At 53.4% G+C, this 11,781-nt stretch carries 15 protein-coding genes; 11 read left to right on the top strand and 4 right to left on the bottom strand.

Features of this window, described 5'->3' with window-relative positions; genetic code table 11:
* Nucleotides 1-29 precede the first annotated feature (29 nt).
* From ACTG33_RS07165 to ribA, 11 genes are all read left to right on the top strand, one after another.
* Nucleotides 30-1,007, top strand: a complete 978-nt coding sequence (locus ACTG33_RS07165) for a GlxA family transcriptional regulator (RefSeq protein WP_439134515.1) — start codon at nt 30-32, stop codon at nt 1,005-1,007.
* 145 nt (nt 1,008-1,152) lie between these two features.
* On the top strand, nt 1,153-1,617 hold the full coding sequence (nrdR, locus tag ACTG33_RS07160; protein ID WP_439134514.1) for a transcriptional regulator NrdR: 465 nt from the start codon (nt 1,153-1,155) through the stop codon (nt 1,615-1,617).
* A gap of 167 nt (nt 1,618-1,784) precedes the next feature.
* Nucleotides 1,785-2,873, top strand: a complete 1,089-nt coding sequence (gene ribD / locus ACTG33_RS07155) for a bifunctional diaminohydroxyphosphoribosylaminopyrimidine deaminase/5-amino-6-(5-phosphoribosylamino)uracil reductase RibD (protein ID WP_439134531.1) — start codon at nt 1,785-1,787, stop codon at nt 2,871-2,873.
* A 73-nt stretch (nt 2,874-2,946) separates the two neighbouring features.
* Complete coding sequence (locus tag ACTG33_RS07150; protein ID WP_439134513.1) at nt 2,947-3,612, top strand: riboflavin synthase; 666 nt, start codon at nt 2,947-2,949, stop codon at nt 3,610-3,612.
* Nucleotides 3,613-3,663: 51 nt separating this feature from the next.
* Nucleotides 3,664-4,794: a bifunctional 3,4-dihydroxy-2-butanone-4-phosphate synthase/GTP cyclohydrolase II gene (gene ribBA / locus ACTG33_RS07145; protein WP_439134512.1), complete on the top strand. Its 1,131-nt coding sequence runs from the start codon at nt 3,664-3,666 to the stop codon at nt 4,792-4,794.
* Between the two features lie 48 nt (nt 4,795-4,842).
* Nucleotides 4,843-5,313, top strand: coding sequence for a 6,7-dimethyl-8-ribityllumazine synthase (gene ribH, locus ACTG33_RS07140; RefSeq protein ID WP_439134511.1), 471 nt, complete (start codon nt 4,843-4,845; stop codon nt 5,311-5,313).
* A gap of 84 nt (nt 5,314-5,397) precedes the next feature.
* Nucleotides 5,398-5,838 (top strand): transcription antitermination factor NusB, encoded by a 441-nt coding sequence (gene nusB, locus ACTG33_RS07135; protein WP_439134510.1) that lies wholly within the window; start codon nt 5,398-5,400, stop codon nt 5,836-5,838.
* 84 nt (nt 5,839-5,922) lie between these two features.
* A complete protein-coding gene (gene thiL / locus ACTG33_RS07130) occupies nt 5,923-6,909 on the top strand; it encodes a thiamine-phosphate kinase (RefSeq protein WP_439134509.1) in 987 nt (328 codons plus the stop codon).
* A gap of 13 nt (nt 6,910-6,922) precedes the next feature.
* Nucleotides 6,923-7,405, top strand: a complete 483-nt coding sequence (locus ACTG33_RS07125) for a phosphatidylglycerophosphatase A family protein (RefSeq protein WP_439134508.1) — start codon at nt 6,923-6,925, stop codon at nt 7,403-7,405.
* A complete protein-coding gene (locus ACTG33_RS07120; RefSeq protein ID WP_439134507.1) occupies nt 7,405-8,040 on the top strand; it encodes a retropepsin-like aspartic protease family protein in 636 nt (211 codons plus the stop codon). Before ACTG33_RS07125 ends, ACTG33_RS07120 begins: the two co-directional genes overlap by 1 nt.
* An 84-nt stretch (nt 8,041-8,124) precedes the next feature.
* Nucleotides 8,125-8,739 (top strand): GTP cyclohydrolase II, encoded by a 615-nt coding sequence (gene ribA / locus ACTG33_RS07115; RefSeq protein ID WP_439134506.1) that lies wholly within the window; start codon nt 8,125-8,127, stop codon nt 8,737-8,739.
* Nucleotides 8,740-8,761: 22 nt separating this feature from the next.
* On the opposite strand, the gene sugE is transcribed toward ribA, so the two are convergent.
* From sugE to aroQ, 4 genes are all read right to left on the bottom strand, one after another.
* Nucleotides 8,762-9,082 (bottom strand): quaternary ammonium compound efflux SMR transporter SugE, encoded by a 321-nt coding sequence (sugE, locus tag ACTG33_RS07110; protein WP_439134505.1) that lies wholly within the window; start codon nt 9,080-9,082, stop codon nt 8,762-8,764.
* A 232-nt stretch (nt 9,083-9,314) separates the two neighbouring features.
* Entirely contained in the window at nt 9,315-10,655 is a 1,341-nt protein-coding gene (gene accC, locus ACTG33_RS07105; protein ID WP_439134504.1) for an acetyl-CoA carboxylase biotin carboxylase subunit, read from the bottom strand.
* 49 nt (nt 10,656-10,704) lie between these two features.
* Nucleotides 10,705-11,160, bottom strand: a complete 456-nt coding sequence (gene accB / locus ACTG33_RS07100; RefSeq protein ID WP_439134503.1) for an acetyl-CoA carboxylase biotin carboxyl carrier protein — start codon at nt 11,158-11,160, stop codon at nt 10,705-10,707.
* Nucleotides 11,161-11,285: 125 nt separating this feature from the next.
* Nucleotides 11,286-11,732 carry a type II 3-dehydroquinate dehydratase gene (gene aroQ / locus ACTG33_RS07095; protein WP_439134530.1) on the bottom strand — a complete coding sequence of 149 codons (447 nt, stop codon included), beginning with the start codon at nt 11,730-11,732 and terminating at the stop codon, nt 11,286-11,288.
* Nucleotides 11,733-11,781: the final 49 nt, after the last annotated feature.

Here is an 11,781-nt window from a genome sequence, read left to right as displayed (position 1 = left end):
TCTGTCCCTGCTTTGGTGGGGGTTGGTGCATGAGTGAAGAATATCCAGTCATAAGAGTTGCGGTATTGGCAACGGACAATGTGTACGGCGGCAACTTGATGACCTGTCGTGACATTCTCTATGGCATTAAATGGCGTGCCCAACGACTGCCCGGTCCCAAGCTGGAATTTGAGCTGGTTTCGGTGGATGGCGCCGATGTGACCACTTACAGCGGTGCAACAATCAGCAGCGACGGTCCGCTGGAGGATTGCGACTGGGACGTGATCATACTGCCCCATGTTTGGGCCAGCGTGCAGCAATTGGCCGAGTTCAATGAGGCCATTGGCCCCTGGCTGCAGCCTCACCTGGAACAGCGAAAGCTGGTGCTGACCATGGGGTGCGGTGTTTACTGGGTGGCTGCAGCGGGCTATCTCGATGGTCAGGAGGCGGCGACCTACTGGCGTCAGCACGACGAATTTACTCAGCTGTTTCCCGAGGTGTCCTGGCAGAAGGAAAAAGTGATTACCGAGAGTGGCACCATTTATTGTGCGGCCGGTGGTAACTCCATGGGCGATTTGATGCTGAATCTTGCCATTCGTCTGTTCGGCGAAAGTGTGGCTCGGGGCATCAGTCGGGATATTCTGTTTGATATTCGCCGCAGTTACGACTTCGCGCCGCTGCGCATGGGCAGTCAGCGCAGCCATGGCGATCGCCTGATTGAGCAGGTGCAGGCGTGGCTGGAAAGCCGTTACTCAGAAGAAGTGCGGTTGGCCGATGTGGCCAAAAATCACGGCATGAGCTTGCGCAATTTTGCCCGACGCTTTTCGTCGGCTACCGGTGAAAAACCGTTGGCCTATCTGCAGCGAATTCGGTTGGAAGCCGCCAGAGACCTGCTGGTGCACAGTGACAAAAGCATTAAACATATTTCCCTGGATGTGGGTTACAGCGATAGCAGTTATTTTTGCCGTCTGTTTCGCACCCAGATTGGTCAAACGCCGGCGGCTTACCGCAAGCAATTCAGTAATTGAATGAGTGATTAGGACCGCCGGTGGCAACACTCGTAACAACATCCTGCGGCAAGGCACAGCGTCGGACGCTGTGGTACTATCCGCGCAAATTTAAATCGCCCGCGCAAATTTAAACCGCGCAAAATTTACCCTTGGGGCTATAGCCATGCATTGTCCGTTTTGCAGTGCCGAAGACACCAAAGTCATCGATTCACGACTGGTGGCGGAAGGTGATCAGGTCAGACGTCGCAGAGAATGTCTCTCCTGTCATGAACGATTCACCACATACGAGACCGCGGAGCTGTTGTTGCCCCGTGTCATTAAACAGGATGGTACCCGCGAACCGTTTGACGAAGAGAAGTTGCGCGCAGGTATGTTGCGAGCCCTGGAAAAACGCCCGGTCAGTATGGAGGATATTGAATCCTCACTGAGTCAGATCAAGCACGCGCTGCAGGCCACCGGCGAACGGGAGATTCCGGCGTTGATGATCGGCGAAAAAGTGATGCAACAACTGCGGGCGCTGGACGAAGTGGCCTATGTACGTTTTGCGTCGGTCTATCGTCGCTTTAAAGATCTCAATGAGTTCCGTGAAGAGATTGATCGTCTGGAAAAATTGCCGACAGAATCTTGAGTCGGCTATTTTTAAACTGGTTCGTTTTAAGCCGGCTCAGCCTGGACAGGTTGGGCCACTGTTAATTTCTGATTCCTACCGATATACCGCTTATGTCTGCAACTGAATCATCATCAACGACATCACCACAGCACCCATCTGCCGTGAGCCAGTCTGATCGCCGCTATATGGCTCGGGCGATTCATCTGGCGGAAAAAGGTCTCTACAGCACCATGCCCAACCCTCGGGTGGGTTGTGTGTTGGTAAAGGACGACCAGATAGTGGGTGAAGGCTGGCACGAGCGAGCTGGTGAAGGCCATGCGGAAGTGAATGCGCTGGCGCAGGCGGGTGCTCAGGCGCAGGGCGCTACGGCTTATGTCACGCTGGAGCCGTGCTGTCACACGGGAAAAACCGGCCCCTGTTGTGAGGCGTTGGTAAAAGCGGGCGTGAGCAGAGTGGTTTACGCCATGGAAGACCCGAATCCGCAGGTGTCAGGCCGTGGATTGGATCATCTGGAGGCTGCGGGCGTGACGGTGTCGGGCCCGGTATTGGAAACCGAAGCCTGGGCGTTGAACCCTGGGTTTATCAAGCGCATGGAAACCGGTCGCCCTCTGGTGCGCTGCAAGATGGCGATGAGTCTCGATGGTCGCACGGCCATGGCCAGCGGTGAAAGCAAGTGGGTGACGGGGCCGTCAGCACGAGCTGATGTACAGCGATTGCGGGCCCGCAGTTGTGCCATTATCACGGGAATTGGCTCGATTTTGCACGATGACTCCTCCCTAACGGTGCGGGAGGATGAGCTAAAACTGCCAAATGCAGGACTGGCGGCGGCAATTCAGCCGTTGCGGGTGGTTTTGGACTCCAAACAGCAGCTACGGGCCAGTGCGAAAGTGGTACAATCCCCGGCCCGTTCTCTGGTGGTTTCAGCTCAGGCTGAACCTGATTCGGAGCTGTCTGAAGCCGGTGTTGAGCAGGTCTCACTGTCGGATACAGATGGTCGGGTGGATTTGTTGAAACTGCTGGCCGAGCTGGGACGCCGCCAGTGTAACGAAGTCCTGGTGGAAGCCGGTTCAAACTTGGCGGGCGCGTTTTTGCGCCGCGGGTTGCTGGACGAAGTCGTGATCTATATGGCGCCGAAGTTGATGGGCAGTGAGGCAAAGCCGCTGTTTGAGCTGCCATTGCAGAGCATGTCGGCTCAGCTGCCGTTGACCATCACCGATATGCGTGCAGTGGGCAACGATTGGCGGATTACCGCACGACCAGATCCGGACGCCTAGATTCATCTGGCCTTAGATTGGTTCAGCAGCAGAAATCCACATTTAGAATTTATTAAAGAGCAGAAGTTACCCTATGTTTACAGGCATTGTTGAAGCAGTTGGAGAAATCACCGCATTGCAGCCCAGCGGTGGAGATCTGCGTTTGCGGGTTAAAACCAACGATCTGGATCTGGGCGATGTCGCGCTGGGAGATTCTATCGCGACCAATGGTGTCTGCCTGACCGTGGTGGAGTTACCCGGTGACGGTTACTGGGCCGATGTGTCCGTCGAAACCCTCGACAACACGACACTGCGTGGTTGGAAAGTGGGTATCCCGGTAAATCTGGAGAAAGCTCTGACGCCCCAAACACGCCTCGGTGGCCACATGGTCAGTGGCCACGTGGACGGTGTAGGTGAGGTGGTCAGCCGCGAGGTGGATGCCCGCTCTGAGCGTTTCCGCATCAAGGCGCCGGCTGAGCTCGCACGCTACATTGCTCACAAGGGCTCAATTACAGTGGATGGCACCAGCCTGACCGTCAATGCGGTCGAGGGTGATGAGTTCGAGCTCAACATTGTTCCCCACACGCTTGAAAAGACGGTGACAGGCCATTATCAGGTTGGCACCAAGGTGAACCTGGAAGTGGATGTCATCGCGCGTTATCTGGAGCGTCTATTATTAGGCGATAAAGCCGCCGATCCGGCAGCCGGTTCGGGCATCGATCTGGCGTTTCTGGCGGAGCACGGTTTTTACCGCGGTTAGCGACGATTTTTTTGTGCCAGAGATAAAGGCACTCAGAGAGTAAGGTTGACTATGAAACTGAACACGATAGAAGAACTGATTGACGATATTCGCCAGGGTAAGATGGTCATCCTGATGGATGATGAAGATCGTGAAAATGAAGGCGATATCGTGATGGCTGCCGAGCAGGTGCGTCCTGAAGATATTAACTTTATGGCGACCCACGCTCGCGGATTGATTTGTCTGACGCTGTCACCGGCACGCTGCAAACAGCTGGATCTGCCGCTGATGGTTTCAGATAACCACGCGCAGCACTCAACCAACTTTACCGTTTCTATTGAGGCTGCTGAAGGCGTCACTACCGGTATTTCTGCGGCCGACCGAGCTCGCACCATTCGCGCAGCGGTTGCTCGTGATGCTAAAGCTGCTGATATTGTACAGCCCGGTCACATCTTTCCACTGATGGCTCAGCCTGGTGGTGTGCTGAGTCGTGCAGGGCATACAGAGGCCGGTTGTGATTTATCTCGTCTGGCCGGTTTTGAACCCGCAGCCGCCATTGTCGAGATCATGAACGAAGATGGCACCATGGCGCGCCGTTCGGATCTGGAGCTGTTCGCGCAACAGCATAATCTGAAAATTGGCACCATTGCCGATCTGATTCAGTATCGCTCTATCAACGAGAAAACCGTTGAAAGCATTAACGAACGCACCATTCAAACCCAGTACGGTGAATTTACGCTGCACACCTATTTGGATAAGGCGCGTCAGGAGAAACACTTTGCGCTGACCATGGGCAACCTTCGTGACGGCGAGCCAGCACTGGTACGCGTGCACGTAGGCAGCACCGCGCGGGACGTGTTCAAAGTGCGTCGTAGCAGCGATCGCGAATTTCTGCCCTGGACATTTGATCGCGCCATTGAAACCGTGGCGAAAGAGGGGCGCGGTGCGGTGGTGATGATTTGCCACAACGAGAGCGCTAACGATATCGAAGACAGTATCGACTGGATGCTGTCCGGCAAGCAGGAGCGTCCCAGTCAGGATCTGGTGTACAAGCAGGTGGGTACCGGCTCGCAGATTCTCTGCGATCTGGGAATCAAGAAAATGCGTTTGATGAGCGCGCCGTTCCGTTTTAATGCGATCTCCGGTTTTGATTTGGAAGTGTCTGAATACATTGATAACCGGGCATCGGACGCCGCTGAATAATTGCAGTGACAAATCTGTTAAGAGCTAACCATTGAAGAGAGAATGCCAATGAGCCAGATAAATGTGATTGAAGGGGATTTCACCAACTGCAAAGGCAAGTACGCCTTGATTGTCAGTCGCTGGAACAGCTTTGTGGTTGAAAGCCTGAAAGACGGCGCACTGGATACGTTGCGTCGTCATGGCATCAGCGATGACCAAATCAGCATTTATTACGCACCCGGCGCGTTTGAGTTCCCGCTGTTGGCTCAACGTCTGGCCAATAAGGGCGAGTTCGATGCAATTATCGCTTTGGGTGCCGTGATTCGTGGCGGCACACCGCACTTCGAATATGTGGCCGGCGAGTGCACCAAAGGTTTGTCCCAAGTATCTCTGAATGCAGATACCGTCGTTACCTTCGGTGTCCTGACCGTCGATTCTATCGAGCAGGCCATTGAGCGCTCTGGAACAAAAGCGGGCAACAAGGGACAAGAGGCTGCGATTACGGCTCTCGAAATGGTTTCCTTATTGGATAAGGTGTAATCACCAGCGAACAGACAGGGTCACAACTTCAACGAAAGCTGTGACCACTTATATTACTGAAAGACAACACGAGCAAACACCGGAATGACAGTTTCTCCAGCGGCCCGCCGCAAAGCACGACACTACGCCATGCAGGCGCTGTATCAGTGGAGCATGACCTCCGCAGCGATCAATGTGATCGAGGCGGAGTTTCACTCTGATAATGATATGAGCAAAGTGGACATCGCCTATTTTCGCGAAATTCTTCATGGTGTTCCCCAGCGCCTGACCGAGGTGGATGAGGCTTATAAAGGCTATCTGAAAGAGCGTGAGCAAAGTGAGCTCGATCCGATTACGCAGGCCTTGTTGCGGATGTCGACTTATGAATTGATGTCTCGAATTGATGTCCCTTACAAAGTGGTGATCAATGAGGGAGTCTCGCTGTCGAAGAAGTTTGGCGCAACGGACAGTCACAAGTTTATCAATGGTGTTCTCGACAAAGTGGCCGCCGAACACAGAGCGGTTGAAGTGAAAGCGTCTCGCTAAGACATTATTGGGTCGTTGGTACACAGCCATTATTAAATCTCTGTGACGGTTCTGAAAATAAAGTAAAGCCAGACAAGGAAGATTATGTCCCTGGGTGAATTTGAATTGATCGAAACCTACTTCCGGCAGGAGTCCGGAGGCATGGGCGTCGCGATGGGTATTGGCGATGACTGCGCGCTGCTGGAAATTCCGGTGGGTCAGCAGTTGGCGGTTTCCATGGACACCCTGGTGGGCGATGTTCACTTCCCCAAAAATGCCGATCCGGAATTGATTGCTGAGCGGGCTCTTCGGGTCAATTTGAGTGATCTGGCAGCCATGGGGGCGGAGCCATTGTGGTTCACGCTCGGGCTGACTTTGCTGAAAGCCGATGCTCAGTGGGTAAAAGCTTTTTCTCAGGGATTGTTTCGTGTGGCAAGAGAGTACGGCGTGGCTTTGGTGGGAGGTGACACCACGCGTGGCAATCTGAGCATGACGATTCAGGTTCACGGTGCGGTGTCTCCCGGTGCCGCCCTGTTGCGGGGGAGTGCCTCCCCAGGGGATCAGATTTATGTCACGGGTGCGCTCGGTGATGGTGCCGCTGCGCTGGCAGTCATCAAGCAAGAGCTGGGTGTGGGTAAGTCGGCCTTTAATTATTTTATGGATCGCTATTACCGTCCTCAGCCACAGGTGGAAGCTGGTCAAAGGTTGGTGGGATTAGCAAACTCCGCTATCGATATTTCCGATGGTTTGATTGCCGACCTTGGCCACATCTGCGAGCAGAGTGTGGTGGGCGCCAGTATTCATCTGGAACAAATTCCGCTGTCGGAACCCGTGGCAAAACTGGTGTCGTTTGAGCAGGGGTTGGAGTGGGCGCTCAGTGGCGGCGACGATTATCAATTGTGTTTTACTGTCTCGCCGGAAAACGTTGACGAGCTGGAAGGGTTAGTCGAAAGCGGCAAGCTTGAAGCTTATCCCATTGGTGAAATTACCCGGGATCAGGGCGTTGCCTGCTGGTACAAGGGTGAGCGAGTTGTGCCGAGCGGCCAAGGATTTCAGCACTTCAATCCTGATGAGCAGAGTTCGGGAGCTTAATGTGGGAGTGCAAGTGAGCAGTAGCCCAACGTTTTCAGGTTTAGTGGCAAAACCGGTGCACTGGTTGGCATTTGGGTTTGGCTCAGGCCTGTCTCCCAAGGCTCCGGGAACCGCCGGAACTGTGGTGGCGATACCTTTGTATTTGCTGTTGGCGATGTTGCCTCTGGGTTGGTATCTGCTGGCGCTGGTGGTGACCTTCATCGTAGGTGTTTATCTGTGCGATAAGACGTCCAAAGACATGGGGGTTCACGATCACCCGGGCATTGTGTGGGATGAGTTTGTCGGTTACTGGATTACGATGATTGCTGCACCGGCAGGGTGGTTGTGGGTGCTGCTGGGGTTTGTGTTTTTTCGAATTTTTGATGTATTGAAGCCCTGGCCTATTCGCTGGCTGGATGAACATGTTCACGGCGGTTTTGGCATTATGATCGATGACGTGCTGGCCGGTGTGATGGCGTTGGCGTGCATGAATGTGTGTTATTGGTGGTGGCTGTAATGTGGTTGCGGTGGCTGCTGTGTTTTGGTTTTGCACTGGTGGCTTTCGCAGTCAATGCCGCGAATGTGGAAGTGAGAGGCCTGTTTGCTGGCAGCGCTCTGTTGGTGATCAATGGCGAAAATAAATTGCTCAAGGCTGGCAGCACCTATCAGGGCGTCACGTTAGTAGCGGCTAACAGCCGTGAGGCTGTGATTAAGATAGATGGCAAGCAATATCAGTTGGGGATGTCGAAACGCATCTCGGCAAACTTTCAGGCGGCCGAAACCCGCGAGGTTCGATTGCAGCCAGGTCGCGGTGGACATTACCTGACGCCGGCACGTATAAACAGTCATCCGGTGTCGGTAATGGTGGATACGGGGGCGACCGCCGTGGCAATGAGCTTGCCTCAGGCCAAGGCGTTAGGCATTGATTATCGAAATGGCAAGTTGATTCCGATCAGCACGGCTAATGGTTATGTAAACGGGTACAAAGTGATGCTGTCTCGTGTGACTGTCGGTACGGTGTCGGTAGAGAATGTTGAGGCTATTGTGAGTATGAGTAACTTCCCGGAAACGATTCTCTTGGGAAACAGTTATCTCAATCGCGTCGAAATGTTTAAAGAAAATGGTGTACTGGTTTTTCAGAGTCAGTATTAAACGCGCAGCAGTTGGCAACGGGTAAATATCTTGACTGGTGAAGTGAAGAGCCCTGTCCAGGCGCGACAGTAAGAGGTTGGATTAGTGACCGTCCATTACATTGAGTCTTCCAAATTGCCCACTTCTATGGGCATTTTTGACATGCACGGCTTTGAAGATACCGAAACCGGTAAAGAGCATGTGGTTTTAAGCATGGGTCAGATTGACGATTCGGAGCCCGTGTTGGCTCGAATTCATTCGGAGTGTTTGACCGGTGATGCGCTGTTCAGTCTGCGTTGCGATTGTGGTGCCCAATTACAGGCAGCGATGCACCGCATTGCCATAGAGGGGCGTGGGGTTATTTTTTATCTGCGTCAGGAAGGGCGCGGCATTGGTTTGATGAACAAAATTAAAGCCTACCACTTGCAAGATAATGGCGCCGACACGGTAGAAGCCAATGAGCAGTTGGGTTTCGGTGCGGATATGCGTGATTACTCTATTTTAAAACCCATGCTGGAACATATGGGCATTGCCGAGATTCGTCTGATGACCAATAATCCCCGCAAGGTCAAAGCCCTGCAGGAACTAGGCATTAATGTGGTGGAGCGTGTCGCTCACGAAAGTGGTCGCAACCCTCATAACATTAAATATCTGGAAACAAAGAAGGGCAAGCTGGGTCACTTGTTAGAAGCTCGGGACAACGGCAACAGCGAAGACTGAATGTCTCATCAATGTAGGCGGCTCAACCTGGAGTCGCCAGTTTCAACCCGGCTACCCCGGCGAGAATGAGTCCGACACTGATGATGCGCAGGGGGCTCACCGGTTCGTGAAACAGCCAGATCCCCAGTATCACCGTTCCAGCAGCCCCAATACCCACCCATACACTGTAAGCGGTGCCCACCGGCAGTGACTTCATTGCCAGACCCAGCAGTAAAAAACTGGTGATGAGTGCGGCCAATGTCCAGATGGACGGCCACAGGCGAGTAAATCCCTCGGTGTATTTGAGGCCTATGGCCCAGGCAATTTCCAGTAAACCCGCAAGTAGCAAAATGATCCAGGCCATGATGACGTCTCCTGATCTGTATTGTCAGATGATGGGGTCGTCCCCGGGTGAATGTCCGGCCATCGGTGGATGGTGTGGCGAAGTCGTCCTCGCGCGGGATGGGTGTTGCTGATGAGCTGCCAGCTTATCAACTCCCGGAAAAATCACAACGCTGGTGCGAACAAATTGCAGGCCTAAAAAAACCGCGGAGCCGTTAAGCTGTCGCGGTTTTTGGAGAAGCACAAGTCTGGGGTTATAGTCCCAGCTTTTTCTCCAGGTAGTGAATGTTGACACCACCTTTGGCAAAGCCAGCATCGCGGACCAAGTCCTTCTGCAGAGGTATGTTGGTACGAATACCGTCTACCACCAGTTCGTCCAGAGCGTGACGCATGCGAGCCAGCGCCTCGTCACGGGTATCGCCGTAGGTAATGACTTTGGCGATCATGGAGTCGTAAGTGGGAGGGACGGTGTAGCCACTGTACAGATGCGAATCGACCCGAACGCCCAGCCCGCCAGGCGTGTGAAACTGATTCACAGTGCCTGGACAAGGCATAAAGGTCTTTGGATCTTCCGCATTGATACGGCACTCGAAAGCGTGACCTTTAACGGTAATATCATCCTGAGTGACGGATAGCTTCTCACCGGAACACACACGAATTTGTTCTTTGATCAAATCAAACCCTGTCACCATCTCGGTAACCGGGTGCTCGACCTGAATGCGGGTGTTCATTTCGATGAAGTAGAAGTTGCCGTCTTCATCCAGCAAATCAAAAGTACCTGCACCGCGATAGCCGATATTGATACACGCATTGACGCAGGACTCGTAGACCTTTTCGCGGGCTGCGGGATCGATGCCGGGCGCAGGCGCTTCTTCCAGAACTTTTTGGTGGCGGCGTTGCAGTGAGCAGTCGCGATCTCCAAAGTGCACGGCATTACCCTGTCCGTCAGACAGTACCTGAACTTCCACGTGGCGGGGGTTCTGCAGATACTTCTCCATGTAGACGGTGTCATCACCAAAACCTGCGAGGGCTTCGGCCTTGGTCACGCGAATGGAGTTCAGCAGGGCGGATTCGGTGTGCACAACGCGCATTCCTCGACCACCACCACCGGCTGCAGCCTTGATGATGACCGGGTAGCCAATCTCGCGACCGTGTTTCAGGCACACTTCGGCATCTTCGGGCAGTGGCCCGTTGGAGCCCGGTACGGTGGGGACGCCTGCTTCTTTCATGGCTTTGATGGCAGAGACTTTATCTCCCATAAGCCGAATGACATCTGCGCTTGGACCGATGAAGGTAAAACCGCTTTTTTGTACCTGCTCGGCAAAGTCGGCGTTTTCCGCAAGGAAACCGTAACCCGGATGCACGGCAACCGAATCGGTAATTTCCATGGCGCTGATGATGCGTGGAATATTAAGGTAGCTTTCGGTGGACGAATTCGGGCCAATGCACACGGATTCGTCGGCCAGGCGGACGTGCTTCAGATCGCGGTCAATCTGAGAGTGCACGGCGACGGTTTTGATGCCCATTTCTTTACAGGCTCGCAAAATACGCAGCGCGATTTCGCCGCGGTTTGCAATCAGTATTCTTTCAAACATGCCAGATCCTCTGTGTATGCATCCTTAAGAAGGGTGTATGCATTAAAACTTAAACAATAGTTACCAGAGGCTGGTCAAATTCTACGGCATCGCCGTCTTCTACCAGAATGGCTTCGATAACACCGGCTTTATCGGCTTCGATTTGGTTCATCATCTTCATGGCTTCAACAATGCAGATGACATCGCCTTGTTTAACGTGCTGGCCAACCTGAATGAAAGCGGGGGAGCCAGGGCTTGGGGCTGCGTAATAGGTGCCTACCATCGGGGACTTCACAACGTGGCCGCTGAAGGTGTCTTTCTTTTCTTCTGCGGGGGCAGCAGCTGGAGCTGCAGCAGGGGCAGCTGCAGGAGCCGCAGCGGGGGCAGCCATCATCTGAGGAGCAGCGAAGGCCGCGGGCGCATTGCGGCTGATGCGTACAGATTCTTCACCCTCTTTGATTTCCAGTTCACCGATATCGGACTCTTCCAGCAGTTCGATCAGTTTTTTGATTTTGCGAATATCCATAAGTGATTTCCTGTCGTTTAACTGAGGTCGGGTTGCGACCTTGAGGTGTTGGTTAAGTCAGTGGGTTGAGTTAATGGGTACGTATTCGATAGTGTCTCGTAGTGTTTAAGGGCAGCAGTCTCTAGCTACAGTCCCTGGGACAGCTTTTCCAGTGCTGCACTTAGAGCCAGTTCGTAGCTTTGTGCACCAAAGCCACAGATAACGCCCTGAGCGATATCCGATAAATAAGAGTGGTGCCTGAAGCTCTCTCGACTGTGCACATTGGACAGATGCAGTTCGATAAACGGGATCTCTACACCCGCCAGAGCGTCGCGCAAGGCGATGCTGGTGTGGGTAAAGGCAGCTGGATTTATCAGGATAAAGTCGACGCCTTCCGCTTTTGCAGCGTGTATTCGGTCGATGAGGACATGCTCGGCATTGCTTTGCAGGGTCAGCAGTTGGTGGCCGTTGGCCTGACAGCGGGTGGTCAGGCTTTGGTTGATGTCTTCCAGTGTGGTTGCACCGTAAATTTCAGGTTCCCGGGTGCCAAGTAAATTCAGGTTCGGGCCGTGCAGAACCAAAATGGTCGCCATAAAGCGTAGATTCCCGTCAAAAATGCATTGATTGGTACTGATCTTATAA

Source organism: Pseudomaricurvus sp. (assembly GCF_965662505.1).
In the GTDB taxonomy this organism is placed as follows: domain Bacteria; phylum Pseudomonadota; class Gammaproteobacteria; order Pseudomonadales; family Cellvibrionaceae; genus Pseudomaricurvus.
The sequence above is the reverse complement of the archived record's forward strand: the minus strand, read 5'-3'. Positions and strand labels throughout refer to the sequence as shown.